This window comes from Erwinia sp. AK-PDG3-5 (assembly GCF_056821705.1).
This window is the reverse complement of sequence record NZ_CM165967.1, coordinates 365,079-379,845: the sequence shown is the minus strand read 5'-3', so window position 1 is coordinate 379,845 and position 14,767 is coordinate 365,079. Positions and strand designations below refer to the sequence as shown.

At 56.9% G+C, this 14,767-nt stretch carries 15 protein-coding genes and 1 pseudogene; 4 read left to right on the top strand and 12 right to left on the bottom strand.

What is annotated here, in order from left to right; translation table 11 throughout:
• Positions 1 to 8 precede the first annotated feature (8 nt).
• Both gntR and AC1UKS_RS01675 read right to left on the bottom strand, forming a co-directional pair.
• Entirely contained in the window at positions 9 to 1,004 is a 996-nt protein-coding gene (gene gntR, locus AC1UKS_RS01680; RefSeq protein WP_482435491.1) for a gluconate operon transcriptional repressor GntR, read from the bottom strand.
• A 96-nt stretch (positions 1,005 to 1,100) separates the two neighbouring features.
• On the bottom strand, positions 1,101 to 1,796 hold the full coding sequence (locus AC1UKS_RS01675) for a pirin family protein (RefSeq protein ID WP_482435489.1): 696 nt from the start codon (positions 1,794 to 1,796) through the stop codon (positions 1,101 to 1,103).
• A 241-nt stretch (positions 1,797 to 2,037) separates the two neighbouring features.
• Between AC1UKS_RS01675 and AC1UKS_RS01670 the strand changes: the two genes are divergently transcribed.
• The 3 genes and pseudogenes from AC1UKS_RS01670 to AC1UKS_RS01660 all read left to right on the top strand — a co-directional run bounded on the left by AC1UKS_RS01670 (position 2,038) and on the right by AC1UKS_RS01660 (position 3,315).
• Complete coding sequence (locus tag AC1UKS_RS01670; RefSeq protein WP_265909281.1) at positions 2,038 to 2,277, top strand: type II toxin-antitoxin system ParD family antitoxin; 240 nt, start codon at positions 2,038 to 2,040, stop codon at positions 2,275 to 2,277.
• A gap of 16 nt (positions 2,278 to 2,293) precedes the next feature.
• Positions 2,294 to 2,590 (top strand): type II toxin-antitoxin system RelE/ParE family toxin, encoded by a 297-nt coding sequence (locus AC1UKS_RS01665; RefSeq protein ID WP_482435488.1) that lies wholly within the window; start codon positions 2,294 to 2,296, stop codon positions 2,588 to 2,590.
• A 214-nt stretch (positions 2,591 to 2,804) separates the two neighbouring features.
• Positions 2,805 to 3,315 (top strand): annotated as a pseudogene (locus tag AC1UKS_RS01660) (GNAT family N-acetyltransferase).
• 113 nt (positions 3,316 to 3,428) lie between these two features.
• Here the strand turns inward: AC1UKS_RS01660 and ggt are convergent.
• On the bottom strand, positions 3,429 to 5,177 hold the full coding sequence (gene ggt / locus AC1UKS_RS01655) for a gamma-glutamyltransferase (protein ID WP_346596168.1): 1,749 nt from the start codon (positions 5,175 to 5,177) through the stop codon (positions 3,429 to 3,431).
• Between the two features lie 155 nt (positions 5,178 to 5,332).
• Between ggt and AC1UKS_RS01650 the strand changes: the two genes are divergently transcribed.
• The gene (locus AC1UKS_RS01650) at positions 5,333 to 5,626 is read left to right on the top strand and encodes a DUF2756 domain-containing protein (RefSeq protein ID WP_265909275.1); all 294 of its coding nucleotides are present in this window, start codon (positions 5,333 to 5,335) and stop codon (positions 5,624 to 5,626) included.
• 115 nt (positions 5,627 to 5,741) lie between these two features.
• Here AC1UKS_RS01650 and ugpQ read toward each other — a convergent pair whose 3' ends face one another.
• The 9 genes from ugpQ to livH form a co-directional block, all read right to left on the bottom strand.
• Positions 5,742 to 6,500, bottom strand: coding sequence for a glycerophosphodiester phosphodiesterase (gene ugpQ / locus AC1UKS_RS01645; RefSeq protein WP_482436867.1), 759 nt, complete (start codon positions 6,498 to 6,500; stop codon positions 5,742 to 5,744).
• Positions 6,500 to 7,570 (bottom strand): sn-glycerol-3-phosphate import ATP-binding protein UgpC, encoded by a 1,071-nt coding sequence (locus AC1UKS_RS01640; protein WP_482435487.1) that lies wholly within the window; start codon positions 7,568 to 7,570, stop codon positions 6,500 to 6,502. The genes ugpQ and AC1UKS_RS01640 overlap by 1 nt, the downstream gene beginning before the upstream one ends.
• 3 nt (positions 7,571 to 7,573) lie before the next feature.
• Complete coding sequence (gene ugpE / locus AC1UKS_RS01635; RefSeq protein WP_013204240.1) at positions 7,574 to 8,419, bottom strand: sn-glycerol-3-phosphate ABC transporter permease UgpE; 846 nt, start codon at positions 8,417 to 8,419, stop codon at positions 7,574 to 7,576.
• Positions 8,416 to 9,303, bottom strand: a complete 888-nt coding sequence (gene ugpA, locus AC1UKS_RS01630) for a sn-glycerol-3-phosphate ABC transporter permease UgpA (protein ID WP_482435486.1) — start codon at positions 9,301 to 9,303, stop codon at positions 8,416 to 8,418. Before ugpA ends, ugpE begins: the two co-directional genes overlap by 4 nt.
• 121 nt (positions 9,304 to 9,424) lie before the next feature.
• Positions 9,425 to 10,744 (bottom strand): sn-glycerol-3-phosphate ABC transporter substrate-binding protein UgpB, encoded by a 1,320-nt coding sequence (gene ugpB / locus AC1UKS_RS01625; protein ID WP_482435485.1) that lies wholly within the window; start codon positions 10,742 to 10,744, stop codon positions 9,425 to 9,427.
• 262 nt (positions 10,745 to 11,006) lie between these two features.
• Positions 11,007 to 11,717, bottom strand: a complete 711-nt coding sequence (livF, locus tag AC1UKS_RS01620) for a high-affinity branched-chain amino acid ABC transporter ATP-binding protein LivF (RefSeq protein ID WP_482435483.1) — start codon at positions 11,715 to 11,717, stop codon at positions 11,007 to 11,009.
• 1 nt (position 11,718) lies between these two features.
• Positions 11,719 to 12,486, bottom strand: coding sequence for a high-affinity branched-chain amino acid ABC transporter ATP-binding protein LivG (gene livG / locus AC1UKS_RS01615; RefSeq protein WP_265909272.1), 768 nt, complete (start codon positions 12,484 to 12,486; stop codon positions 11,719 to 11,721).
• A complete protein-coding gene (locus AC1UKS_RS01610) occupies positions 12,483 to 13,757 on the bottom strand; it encodes a high-affinity branched-chain amino acid ABC transporter permease LivM (protein ID WP_482435482.1) in 1,275 nt (424 codons plus the stop codon). The genes livG and AC1UKS_RS01610 overlap by 4 nt, the downstream gene beginning before the upstream one ends.
• On the bottom strand, positions 13,754 to 14,680 hold the full coding sequence (livH, locus tag AC1UKS_RS01605) for a high-affinity branched-chain amino acid ABC transporter permease LivH (protein ID WP_482435481.1): 927 nt from the start codon (positions 14,678 to 14,680) through the stop codon (positions 13,754 to 13,756). Before livH ends, AC1UKS_RS01610 begins: the two co-directional genes overlap by 4 nt.
• Between the last annotated feature and the right edge of the window lie 87 nt (positions 14,681 to 14,767).

The following is a 14,767-nucleotide window of genomic DNA, read 5'->3' as shown; positions in this document are numbered from 1 at the left end:
CCCAGCCATCAGATGCTGCCACCTTCCGAAATGGTAAAGCCGACATTCACCTGTTTGGCGTCGCGCGATTCGCCGCGGATGCTGGACAGCAGCAAGGCGGCAGATTCACGACCCATTTTTTCACGCGGTGTCACCACCGTTGCCAGTTCAGGTGTTACCACCTGAGTAATATCATGGCCGTGAAAACCGGCAATCGCCATTTCCTGAGGCACCCGCAATCCCTGACGCTGGCATTCAAACATCGCGCCGACCGCCAGGTCATCGTTGGTACAAAACAGGCTGTCGGTTTCGGGATAGCGGCGCTGGGCTTCCTTCAGCAGGGTTGCGCCCATCGAGAAAGAGGACGCCTCTTCCATCATGATGCTGCGCGGCTCCAGACCAGCTTCCCGCATCGCCTTCTCGTAGCCCTGCTGCTTAAGCAAGGTACGCTCATCCAGGCGGGCGCCAAGGTATACCGTACGGCGATGGCCTTTCTGCAGAATGGCATGGGTCATTTGCCGCGCGGCTTCGACGTTATCAAAGCCGACGGCCATATCCAGGCAAGGCGAAACCGAATCCATCATTTCCAGCACCGGGATGCCGGCGGTTTCCAGCATCCGCAGACTGGCGGCGGTGTGGGTGCGTTCGGTGAGGATCAGGCCATCAATGTTCCAGGCCAGCAACGAGCGAATTTGCCGCTCTTCTTTTTCCGCGCTGTAGCCAAAGTGGCCCAGCATGGTCTGGTAGCCCGCGGCATCGGTCACCGCCTCGATGCCGCGCAGCACATCGGCGAACACCTGGTTGGTCAGCGAGGGCAGCAGCACGCCAATGGCGCGACTGGTGGAATTAGACAAAATATCGGGGGCTTTATTGGGGATGTAACCCAGCTCATCCAGCGCCTCGGCAATCCGGCTCTGTAAGGCAACAGAGACCTGATCGGGATTACGCAGATAGCGGCTGACGGTCATTTTGGTGATGCCCACACGATCGGCAACATCCTGTAATACCGGTCTTTTTTTCTTCATTGTTGTAAAGGGTCAGGGGAGAGATGAACAGAGTGTAACAAAATTGAAAGGGAAACGGTGAAGGGTGCGGTAAACCGCACCCAAAGTGTGACGGACTTAAACAGCAGGCAGATCGAACAGCAGGATTTCGGCATCGCTACCGGCTTCAATCGCCAGAGCGGCTTCGTCCCAGATCGCGAACGCATCGCTGGTGGAGGCTTTTTCACCGTTGACGGTGACATCCCCTTTCACCACCTGGATCCAGATACGGCGTCCAGCTTCAATCTCCACAGCGCCCTGTTCGCCCTGCTTAAACGCCCAACGCGACAGCGTCATATCCTGGAACACCTTCAGCGAACCGTCACGTGCATCGGGAGACAGCACCAGCTGGCGACCCTGCACGTCATCGAAGCGGCGCTGAGCATAGCGCGGCTCGATGCCGGTTTTTTCCGGAATTATCCAGATTTGATACAGGTGCAGCGGCACCTCTTTGCTGGCGTTGTACTCAGAGTGACGCACACCGGTACCGGCGCTCATAATCTGGAATTCACCCGCCGGGATCTGCTCTTTGTTGCCCATGCTGTCTTCGTGCTCAACCGTACCGGACAGCACGTAAGTCAGGATTTCCATGTCTTTATGCGGATGGGTACCAAAACCCTGTCCACCGTCGATCACATCTTCGTTAATCACCCGCAGCGCCGAGAAGCCCATAAAGTTGGCGTCATGATAGCTGGCGAAAGAAAATGTGTGGTAGCTGTCCAGCCAACCGTGGTTAGCGTGACCGCGATCTTGTGCTTTGCGTAGGTAAATCATGTTCAATCCTCCTCAACGTTTTCACATAGTCTGGACCTGTTCTGGAGGGGATGATAGCGGATAAAATTGTCTCCTCTGTTCAAATTATTCGATGGAATCGAAAGGGAACAAACAGACATTTTGTCGGAGAGATACCTTGAGCCGTGGCTAAGTGCAGCCGACTGTGGAGCCAAAGTTGAACAATATGCGGCAAGATGAAATACTCTCTATTAATAACAGATAGTACAAATGGAGAATTTTTATGCCGACAAGTGTTGCATTGAGCCCCTACTTCGAGCAATACATCCGCCAGCAGATTGAGAGTGGTCGCTACAATAATGTTAGCGAAGTCATTCGCGCAGGCTTGAGAGCGTTAGAAGAACGCGAGCAAACATCAGAACTGGATGAGCTTCGTCTGGCCATTCAGGCAGGGGTTAACAGCGGCGAAGGTAAACCGGCCGCAGAGGTTTTCGCCAGACTGGGGAAAAAGTATTCAAGGTAATTAGAAGGATACAGGGATGGAATTGATTTTCTCGCCATTGGCGGAACAGGATTTGGAAGAGATTGGTGATTATATTGCGCTGGATAACCCCATCAGGGCGGTGAGTTTTCTGGAGCAAATCGCCAGCCAGTGCGGAAAGCTTGCTGAAGCACCCGAGCGTTATCGACTCTGGAAAGAACTGGCTGAAAACATTCGGCTGTGCCCGTTCAGGCAGTACCTGATTGTATTCAGTGTTCAGGATAAGCAGGTCAGGATTGAACGAGTGCTTCATTGCGCCCGTGATATAAAGAATTTAGTGGGCTCCAGTGAATAGCAGGCAAAAAAAAGCCAGCACCCGAGCTGGCTAAAAAATACTTGGAAGCAATGTGAGCAATGTCGTGCTTTCCCGATGGTCCGTGAAGCCCATGCCGGGAACGCATGACAATAATAATCATTATCATTCGCACTTGTAAAGCATTTTTTTGCTTGATTTATCGGCTAAAGCCCATGATCTTAAAGAGGATTAGCGGAAAACAAAGAGCAGAGAAATGAGGGAGATCGTTATACGTCATGCCGAACCGACTGATGCTGAGGCGCTTTTTCGCATCCTCAGCCAGCCCGAAACCTATCGCGATACGCTCCAGCTTCCGCATCCCTCGCAGCAAATGTGGCAGCAGCGGCTGGACTCACCGAAAGAGGGTCAGCAGCGGTTTGTCGCCTGCATTGATGGCCAGGTGGTGGGCGATCTGACGCTGGAAGTGAACAGTCGGTTACGTCGTCGTCACACCGCATCGTTTGGCATCTGCGTCGATGTCCATCATCGCGGCAAAAGGCGTGGCTTCAGCGCTAATGAAAGAGATGATCGTCCTGTGCGATAACTGGCTGAGCATCGAACGCATTGAGCTGACGGTGTTTGCTGATAATGCCACGGCGATTGCCCTCTATCAGCGCTTCGGCTTTGTTACCGAAGGCGTTGCCCGCCGTTTCGCGGTCCGCGACGGTCAGCAGGTGGATGCGCTATTTATGGCACGTCTGAAGGATCAGCCGTCGCCGGTTTAAACATTAAACGGCGTGGCCACGATCACCCGTGAAAACGCCGGACACGAGAAAAAAACAGAGGCTTAGCGCCTCTCCGTCAGAAAAATTTACCCCCGGATGCCGGGGGTTTTCAGTCAGTAACCCGCCGTTAAATCATCAATGGTGCGCGGATCGGATGCGCCATACAGCATGCCGTCCGGCCCAATCATAATGCTCTGCGTGCTGCCCATCGCCGGCATCACCTTCACATGCTGACCTTTGGCTTCCAGCAGCTTCAGGCTGTCCGGACTGAAGCCCTTTTCAACCCGCAGCTGATCCGGCAACCACTGGTGATGGAAGCGGGGTGCGTTGGTCGCCTCGGCGATATTCATCCCGTAATCGATGCTGTTGACCACCATTTGCAGCACGGTGGTGATAATGCGGCTGCCGCCAGGGCTGCCGGTCACCAGCCAGGTTTTGCCATCTTTCGCCACGATAGTCGGCGACATTGATGACAACGGGCGCTTGTACGGCCCCACCGCATTGGCTTCACCGCCCACCAGGCCATAGACGTTCGGCGTGCCCGGCTTGGCAGAGAAGTCATCCATTTCATTGTTCATCAGGATACCGCTGTTACCCGCCACGATACCGCTGCCAAAATAGGTGTTCAGCGTGTAGGTCACCGCCACCGCATTGCCCTGCTTATCCACCACCGAGAAATGCGTGGTCTGGTTACTTTCATACGGTGCCAGCTTGCCCGGTTTGATCTCCGAAGACGGCCGCGCCTTATTCACATCAATCTGCTGCGCCAGCGATTTCGCATAGGCTTTGCTGGTCAGCGCCTGCCACGGCACCTTCACAAAGTCCGGATCGCCAAGGTATTCCGAGCGGTCGGCATAGGCATATTTTTCCGCCTCCGCCATCACCTGCATGGCATCGGCGCTGCCGAAGCCCATTTTCGCCAGATCGAAGTTTTCCAGGATATTCAGGATCTGCACGATATGGATCCCGCCGGAAGATGGCGGTGGCATCGAGAAGACTTCATAGCCGCGATAGGTGCCGCTGATCGGCTTACGCTCAATCGCCTGGTATTTCGCCAGGTCCACTTTGCTGATTAAGCCGCCGTGCGCCGCCATTTCCTCGTCAATCTGCGTGGCGATAGCGCCTTTGTAGAAGGCATCCGGTCCCTGGCTGGCAATCAGCGTCAGGCTGTGGGCCAGATTACGCTGCACCAGCGTCTCGCCGCGGGCATAAGGCTGACCATCCGCCTTGTAGAAAATCGCTTTGCTGTTGGGATGGTTAATCAGCACTTCTTTGCCATAGACCTTCAGATCGTCAGCCAGCGCCTGATTGACCACGATGCCTTTGCTGGCCAGTTTGATCGCCGGCTGGATTAGACGGCTGAGCGGCATAGTGCCGTACTCTTTATTCGCCAGCGCAAAGCCCGCTACCGTGCCAGGTACGCCGGACGCCAGGTGAGAGGTGAGGGATTTTTTGCTGTCGGCATTGCCCTGCGCGTCAAGGAACATATCGCGACTGGCGCGGGTCGGGGCCATTTCGCGGAAGTCGATAGCGGTGGTGCGGCCTGAGGCGGTGCGCAGCATCATAAAGCCGCCGCCGCCGAGGTTGCCGGCCTGCGGATGGGTCACCGCCAGCGCATAACCGACGGCAATCGCCGCATCCACCGCGTTGCCACCCTGCTTAAGGATATCCACGCCAACCTGAGTTGCTGTCGCATCCACTGACGACACCATCCCATGTTGCTCTTTCACCGGATGGAAGGTATCCGCATCCACCCCGTAAGAAACTGCCGGTGCGGTGGGTGCAGCACTGGCACCCTGCCACAGTAACAGCCCGATCATTAGCGGTCCCGCAAGCCGCGTTAACTTACCCTGTCCTGTCATCTTCACCTCTTGTTAGTCTTATTTACGTTTGTTTACTGCTGATAAGTGTGTACGAAATAAGAGAAAAGGCGAGGCGGGACTGAAATTCAGTTGACTCCTGGAGGCAGATTGGTGGCCCTGGCATACACTTGAGTAATCTAACACGGAGGCAGTTTATGAAATGGTTAGTTATTTTTGTTGCCGCACTGGCACCGTTGAGCGGCATGGCCAACATGTTGAACAACAATCAGCCAAACCAGCCGGGCTATAATCCCAGCACTCAACGGATGCAGAGCCAGATGCAGACGCAACAGTCCCAGCAGAAACTGAAGTTGCAGCAGGATCAGCAACGTCAAAGCCAGGACACACAGCGGAAAGTTCAGGAGCAGCGGAACAGTGCTTCCCAGCGCGTGATCCAGTCACAGCCGGGTACCAATACCCTGCCGCCGGTGCAACAAAACAACAATTAATCTCCACCTTACCTGCCGTACTGGCGCGAAAATAAGGCGGCAAGTACTGAAAACCCCGGGCGCTGACATCAGTCAGTGGTCGGGGTTCATCTATTCAGCTCACGCGGTTGCCGCCTTAGCGATGCAGTTGAGAGGCAAAGTCGGGGTCAAGGGTGTCGATGGCATCGGTACAGATCGCATCGACACCCCACTTCAGCAACTGTGCAGCCCTGTCGGCATCGTTCACCGTGTACACCAGAATACGTAAGCCGGATTTTTTCAGCTCAGCCACGCGCTTCTCGTTCAACACCTTGTGATTGAAGTGAATCGACACGCACTCCAGCGCATCGGTCATTTCCCGCCAGTTATCGTGCCATTCATGCAGCAGCAAACCCCGTGGCAGCTCCGGTGCCGCCTCTTTCGCTGCGGCAAGGGCGACAGATGAAAACGACGAGAGCAGCGGTGCTGCGGGCTGCATATGCCACAGATCCCGCGCGGCCAGCGCCACCACCCGTCCGGTTTCGGCTTCCAGACCGGTGGTGGGTTTGATTTCGATATTGGCCATCATCTGGTGCTCAGCACAGCGCTTCGCCACCTGCGACAGCAACGGCAGGCGCTGATCGGCGAAATCCTTGCCGTACCAGCCGCCGACATCCAGCTGCACCAGCTTTTCCCAGGGAAGCTGCCCGGCAATGCCCCAGCCATTGCTGGTCCTGTCCAGCGTGTCGTCGTGCAGCAGAAAGATCTCGCCATCCTGCGACAGCTTCACGTCAAATTCGATCATCTTGTGGCCGAGTTTCGCGCCAACATCAATGCCGGCGAGGGTGTTTTCCGGGGCGAGTTTACCGCCGCCGCGATGGGCCACAATCGGTGGGTAAGGCCAGGCTTTGTTCATCATTCGAGCCGTTGTCCAGTAGAGGGTTCAAAGAAGTGTAGCGAGTCTGTCGGCAGATGCAGCCACAATGTGCTGCCAATCGCCGGACGCTCGATATGCGGCAGGCGTACCACCAGCGACTGCCCGCCCCACTTGCCGTGCGCAAGATTATCCGCGCCCAGCATTTCCAGCGTTTCCACCACCAGCGGCAAGCCGTCCTGCGGCGACGCGAGCGTAATATGCTCCGGGCGAATACCCAGCGTCAACGGACGGCCCGCCCAACGCGCTTTCGCTTGCGGCAACGGGATCGTAAAGCGATCGGACAACCTCAGCCGGCTGCCATCATCATTTAGCTGGCCATCCATCAGGTTCATCGACGGCGCGCCAATAAAGCTGGCGACAAAGCGCGTCGCCGGACGTTCATATACCTCCACCGGCGTACCCAACTGCTCCAGCACCCCTTTGTTCATCACCATCACCCGCTGCGCCAGCGTCATCGCTTCCACCTGATCGTGGGTAACATACAAGCTGGTGGTGTTCAGGCGGCGGTGCAGCAGCTGCAGCTCAAGGCGCATCTGCACGCGCAGACGGGCATCGAGGTTGGATAAGGGTTCATCGAACAGGAATACGGCGGGCTCGCGCACAATCGCTCTGCCCATCGCCACGCGCTGCCGCTGGCCGCCAGAGAGCTCACGCGGGCGGCGATGCAGCAAGGCTTCCAGCTCCAGGCTTTTGGCGGCTTCCAGCACCTTCTGCCGCACATGCTCTTTGCCCATGCCGCGAATCTTCAGGCCATACGCCATGTTCTGCTCAACGCTCATATGCGGATAGAGCGCGTAGTTCTGGAACACCATGGCAATGCCCCGATCTTTCGGTTCAAGATCGGTGACGCGCTGGGTGTCGATATAGATATCGCCGCTGGTGACCTCTTCCAGCCCGGCGACCATGCGCAGAAGCGTGGATTTTCCGCAGCCGGAGGGGCCCACCATCACCATAAATTCACCGTCGCGGATCTCCACGTCGAGCGGCTGAATGATCTGATTTTTGCCGTCATAGGATTTGGTAACAGCCTGAAGTTTTACGCCTGCCATAACTTATTTCTCGCTCTCAACCAGCCCGCGAACAAAGGCGCGCTGCATCACTAAAACAATCACAATCGGCGGCACCATGGTCAGTAGCATGGCGGTCATCACCAGATTCCATTGGGTCGAGCCGTCACCGTTGCCAATCATGCTGCGGATACCGGCGACGGCGGTGCCAAGGTCCGCTTCGCTGATGATCAGCAGCGGCCACATATACTGGTTCCAGCCGTAGATAAAGGTGATCACAAACAGCGCCGCCAGGTTGGTTTTTGACAGCGGCAGCACGATGTCCCAGAAGAAGCGCATCGGGCTGGCACCATCAATCCGCGCTGCTTCTATCAACTCGTCCGGCAGGGTCATAAAGAACTGGCGGAACAGGAAGGTGGCGGTGGCGGAAGCCATCAACGGCAGCGTCAGCCCGCTGTAGCTGTCGAGCATATTCAGGTTGGAAATGACCTCAACGGTCGGGAAGATCCTCACCTCAACCGGCAGCATCAGGGTGATAAAAATCATCCAGAAGAACAGTCCGCGCAGCGGGAAGCGGAACCACACCAGCGCAAAGGCGGAGAGGATCGACACGGTGATTTTCCCCAGCGTAATGCTCAGCGCCATGATCGCGCTGTTCATCAGCATCACGCCAAAGGGCGCGCTGTTCTGCGCCACGCCGTGCTGCCAGATGTTGGCAATGTTATCCAGCAAATGGCGGCCGGGGATCAGCGTCATCGGCACCTGGAACACTTCGCTGTTGCTCAGGGTGGCGGCAACAAAGGCCACATACAGCGGGAACAGCACGGTGAGGATCCCCAGTCCCAACATGATATGGCTGAACATCGTCAGCCCTGGTCGGTTCTCAATCATTGGTAGCGCACCCTTTTCTCGACGTAGCGGAACTGAATCACCGTCAGAATAATCACCAGCACCATCAGCACCACCGACTGGGCGGAAGAGGAAGAGAGGTCGAGTCCGGCAAAACCTTCGCGGTAAATTTTATAAATCAGCGTGGTCGTTGACTGCACCGGGCCACCACCGGTGGCGGCGTCAATCACCGGGAAGGTGTCGAAGAAGGCATACACCACATTCACCACCACTAAAAAGAAGCCGACGGGGGTGATCAGCGGCAAAGACAATTGGAAAAAGCGCCGGACCGGACCCGCGCCATCAATGGCGGCGGCTTCCGTCAGCGATTTTGGAATGGATTGCAGCGCGGCAAAGAAGAACAGGAAGTTGTAGCTCATCTGCTGCCAGATCGAGGCCAGCACTACCAGGAACATTGCCTGGCCGCTATTTTGCGCATGGTTCCAGTCATAGCCGAGATAACGCAGGAAATGGGTAATCAGCCCCAGACCCGGACTGAACAGGAACATCCACAACACTGCGGCGACGGCGGGCGCCACGGCGTAAGGCAGTAAAAACAGCGTCTGGTAGAAGCGCTTCAGGCGCAGGACATGGTCGACCAGCGCGGCAAAAAACAGCGAGACCACCAGCCCGATGACCGTCACCAGCCCGCTGAAAATCAGCGTGGTCAGAAAAGAGTCGAGGTAATACTCGTCGCCGATCAGCCGTTTGAAGTTTTCCATGCCGACAAAGGTGCTGGAAAGGCCGAACGGATCGACGCTTTGCACCGAATACCACAGGGCTTCACCGGCGGGCCAGAGGAAGAAGATTACGGTGATCAGCAGCTGAGGCAGCACCAGTAAATAGGGCAGGCAGCGCGAGCGAAACACGGGACGGGAAGAAGACATAGCGTCGTCCAATATGAGGAGTAAGGGGCCGCGTTCACTACCCTCGACGCGGCCCTGAAAACGGGTTCAGGGCCGCATCCAGCCAGGAATTGGACTGAATGCGGCCCCTGTGGGCGAAGCGTTACTGCTTAGCCGTCTGCTCAAAGCGACGCAGCAGCAGATTGCCACGGGTCACCGCGTTATCCAGTGCCGCCTGCGGCGTTTTCTTACCGGTCCAGACGCCTTCCAGCTCTTCGTCAACCACGGTACGGATCTGCGGCATGTTGCCCAGACGCATCCCTTTGGTGAACGCTAACGGTGGCTTGTTCAGCATCTGACGGGTGGCGATGTCCGCGCCAGGGTTTTTATCGTAGAACCCTTGTTTGCGGGTCAGCTCATAGGCAGCGGTGGTGATCGGCAGGTAGCCGGTTTTCTGGTGCCATTCAGCCGCAATATCCGGCTGTGCCAGGAAGGCCATAAACTCGGCCACGCCTTTGTAGGTGCTGGCGTCTTTGCCTTTCATCACCCACAGGCTCGCGCCGCCGATGATGGCGTTCTGCGGGGCGTCAGGGACGGTGGCATCGTACGGCATCATGCCGACGCCGTAGTTAAATTTGGCGTAATGACGGATATCCGCCAGCGAGCCGGAAGACGCGGTGGTGATGCCACAATCGCCGTTGTAGAACTTGGCGGTGGATTCATCTTTACGGCCAAAGTAGGTGAAATCGCCCTTCTTGTTCATGTCTTCCAGCATCTGGATATGACGAACCTGCGTCGGCTTGTTGAATTCCAGCACGGTATCGGTGCCGTCAAAACCGTTGTTTTTGGTGGCGACCGGCAGCGCATGCCAGGAGCTGAAGTTCTCAATCTGGATCCATCCCTGCCAGCCACTGGCGTAGCCACAGGTCATGCCCGCTTTACGCAGTGCAGCAGCGTCTTTTTCCAAATCCTGCCAGGTTTTCGGCGGCTGATCCGGGTTCAGACCGGCTTTTTTGAAGGCGTCTTTGTTGTAATACAGCACCGGCGTCGAGCTGTTAAACGGCTGAGAAATCAGGTGGCCGCTGGCGTCGCTGTAGTAGCCCGCCACGGTCGGCACGAACTGCTTCTCATCGAAGGCCACGCCGGCGTTTTTGAACACATCGTAGACCGGCACGATCGCTTTGGACGCCATCATGGTGGCGGTACCCACTTCGTAAACCTGCAAAATAGCCGGCGCTTTACCTGAACGCACGGCGGCAATCCCGGCCGCCAGGCTCTGTTCGTAGTTGCCTTTGTAGGTCGGCACGATTTTGTAATCTGGGTGAGATTCATTAAAGCGTTGTGCCAGAGAATTTACTTCCACACCCAGTTCGCCTTCCATCGAGTGCCAGAAAGGGATCTCGGTGGCAGCCAGTGCGTGACCGCTGAAGGTCAGTCCCAGTACCATGCAAAGTGCGGTTTTACGAAATGAGAACGATGTCATATCGGTATCCTGTGCCCGGAGTCAATCGCGCGATATCGCGCATTCTTATTGTTCGGGAAGTAACATGACACGGGAAAATGACGGAAAGATAACGGGTTTATGACGGAAAGGTGACAGGCAGGTGACGCACGAGGCGATTGAATTACCGCCAGTTTTGCGGTGACGGGCACAAAAAAGGGCGGGAAAAATCCCGCCCTGTCACCACGGCTTCGCCAACTGGCTGTGGGCCTGGCGGCCTTGCAACCGCCGGGTTTACAACAAATTAGCCGCCGAGATAGGCGCTGCGCACCGCTTCATTCGCCAGCAAGGCGTCGCCGGTATCCTCAAGCACCACATGGCCATTTTCCAACACATAACCGCGATCGGCCAGCTTCAGCGCCTGGTTAGCGTTCTGCTCCACCAGGAAGATGGTCATCCCTTCCTGACGCAGCTGCTCGATGGTGTCGAAAATCTGCTGGATGATGATCGGCGCCAGGCCTAACGAGGGCTCATCCAGCAGCAGCAGGCGCGGCTGACTCATCAACGCCCGGCCAATCGCCAGCATCTGTTGCTCACCGCCGGACATGGTACCGGCACGCTGAACGCGGCGTTCATACAGGCGTGGGAACAGCTCATATACGCGCTTGATGCGGGTCTGATACTGCCGACGCTCGGCGAAAAAGCCGCCCATCGCCAGATTCTCTTCCACCGTCATCCGTGAAAACACGCGTCGCCCTTCCGGCACAATGGCGATGGCTTCACGCATGATGCGCGCGGTTTGCCATTCAGTGATCGCTTTACCGTCAAAAGTAATGGTTCCCTGCGTCGCACGCGGCTCACCACACAGGGTGCCGAGGAGGGTGGTTTTACCGGCGCCATTAGCACCAATCAGGGTGACAATCTCGCCCTGGTTGATATGCAGACTGACGTTATGCAACGCCTGAATTTTGCCGTAATGGGCGCTGACGTTCTCGAGAGAGAGCATCGGATTCATATCAGGCTTCTCCCAGATAGGCGCGGATCACGTCCGGATTGTTGCGGATCTGTTCCGGCGTGCCGTTTGCCAGCGGCGTGCCCTGATTCACTACATAAATGCGGTCAGAAATGCCCATCACCAGTTTCATATCATGTTCAATTAACAGTACCGAGACGTTGTGCTGGTTGCGCAGTTCGGCAATCAGCTCATCAAGCTCGTGGGTTTCTTTCGGGTTCAAGCCGGCGGCTGGCTCATCCAGCATCAGGATTTCCGGCCGGGTGACCATACAACGGGCGATTTCCAGACGACGCTGCTGACCGTAGGCCAGGTTGCCCGCCTGACGGTTGGCCATGTCCAGCAGGCCTACACGCTCCAGCCAGGTGGCGGCGCGATCCAGCGCGTCGCTTTCGGCTTTACGGAAGGCCGGCGTTTTCAGCAAACCGGCAAACACGCCGCTTTTCAGATGCTGATGCTGCGCCACCAACAGGTTCTCGATCACCGTCATTTCGCGGAACAGACGCACGTGCTGGAAAGTACGGACAATGCCCATCCGGGCAATTTTTTGCCCAGGCTGGCCCGCAATATCCTTGTCGCGCAGCATGATGCTGCCGCCCGTCGGCCGGTAGAAACCGGTCAGACAGTTAAAGACGGTGGTTTTCCCGGCGCCGTTCGGGCCGATTAATGACACGATCTCCTGCGGGCGCAGCTCCAGCTCAACGTTATTTACGGCGAGCAGGCCGCCAAAGCGCATCATCAGGCCTTTTACGGCCAACAAAGGCTGGGTCATCGCTGCTCTCCTTTTTCTACCGTCTTCAACTTCAGATGCGGACGCTTCATCGGCAACAGACCCTGTGGCCGCCAGATCATCATCAGCACCATCAAACCGCCGAGCACCAGCATGCTGTACTCATTCAAATCACGCATCAGCTCGCGGGAAACCACCAGCAGCACCGCGGCGAGGATCACCGCAAACTGCGATCCCATGCCGCCCAGTACCACAATCGCCAGCACGAACGCCGACTCGGCAAAGGTGAACGATTCCGGGCTGACAAAGCCCTGGCGTGCGGCAAACAGGCTACCGGCAAAGCCGGCAAAGGCCGCACTGATGGTGAAGGCGGTCAGCTTGATGCGCGTTGGACTCAGACCCAGCGAGCGGCAGGCAATTTCGTCTTCACGCAGCGCTTCCCAGGCCCGTCCCAGCGGCATCCGCAGCAGGCGGTTAATCACAAACAGCGTGATGATCACCAGCAGCAACGCCACCATATACAGGAAGATAATGCGGTCGCTGGGATCGTACTTCAGGCCGAAGAAGTTATGGAAGGTGTCCCAGCCGCCGTCGCGCACGCTGCGGTTAAACTCCAGACCGAACAGCGACGGTTTTGGGATTTGGCTGATGCCGTTCGGCCCCCCGGTAATTTCGGTGTTGTTCAGCAGCAGAATACGCACGATTTCGCCGAAGCCGAGCGTCACAATCGCCAGATAGTCACCGCGCAGCCGCAATACCGGGAAGCCGAGCAGCAGGCCAAACATCGCCGCCACCAGACCGGCCAGCGGCAGGCACTCCCAAAAGCTCAGACCGTAGTAGTGATTCAGCAAGGCAAAGGTATAGGCGCCAACGGCATAGAATCCGCCGTAGCCCAGCACCAGCAGACCGGAAAGGCCGACCACCACGTTCAGGCCAAGCCCGAGCATCACGTAGATCAGCGTCAGCGTGGCGATATCCACCGTGCCGCGTGAGACGATAAACGGCCAGGCCACGGCGGCAATGATCATCACCAGCAGCACCAGCTTTTGCTTCGGCGTGGAGCCGTCAATACCCGGCAGAACCATCGCCGGGCCGGAGATTTTTTTCAGGCTTTTTTGCAGCAAAGGACGCAGCAGCTGGAACAGGAACACCACCGCCGCGCCCAGTGCAATCCAGTTCCAGCGGACGCTGCCGGCGTTATTCACCACCAGATGCGTACCGTCGAGGTCGAGGCGCATGCCCATAAAGAAGGCCGCCAGCAGCACCAGCATCAGCGCGGAGGCAACGGCGTTAACCAGGTTGAGATGTTTCATACTTTCTCAACCTCCGGACGGCCGAGAATACCGGTAGGCATTACCAGCAGCACCACAATCAGCAGCGCAAAAGAGACCACGTCTTTGTATTCGGTGCTGAGATACGCAGAGGTCAGCGCTTCGGCGATACCGAGGATCAGGCCGCCCAGCATCGCGCCAGGGATACTGCCGATGCCGCCAAGGACAGCGGCGGTAAACGCCTTCATGCCCGCCATGAAGCCAATGTACGGGTTAATCACGCCGTAGAACTGGCCGAGCAACACGCCGGCCACCGCCGCCATGGCCGCGCCGATTACAAAGGTCAGCGAGATAACACGGTCGGTGTTAATGCCCAGCAGGCTGGCCATTTTCAGGTCTTCAGCACAGGCGCGACAGGCGCGTCCCATGCGGGAATAGCGGATAAATAGCGTCAGCGCCAGCATCGACAGGAAGGTCACCACCCAGATCACCACCTGCATGGTGGAAATAGTGGCGGAGAAACCGTTGCTCTCGCCCAGCGTCCACTGCCCGGAGATCAGGCTTGGCAACGCAAGATCGCGGGAGCCTTGCGTCAGGCTGACGTAGTTTTGTAAGAAGATCGACATCCCGATGGCCGAGATCAGCGCGATCAGGCGTTTGGAGGATCGCACCGGCTTATAGGCCACGCGCTCAATGCTCCAGCCGTAAGCGCTGGCAATCACAATCGCCACGATAAAGCCGGCACCGATCAGCATCCAGCTGACATCGATCCCCATCATCATCAGGGCCGCAATCACAATAAATGAGACGTAGCTGCCGATCATATAGACCTCGCCATGGGCGAAGTTGATCATGCCGATAATGCCGTAGACCATGGTGTAACCAATGGCTATCAGCGCGTAGGTGCTGCCCAACGTCACGCCGTTGAACATTTGCTGCAGGAAATAGAGAAACTGCTCGGACATACCTTGCTACCTTACTTCTTTCCGCACGGGCGGAGAGAATGGAAAAAAACGCCCGGGAACCCTCACCAGACGTTTACTGTTACCGAC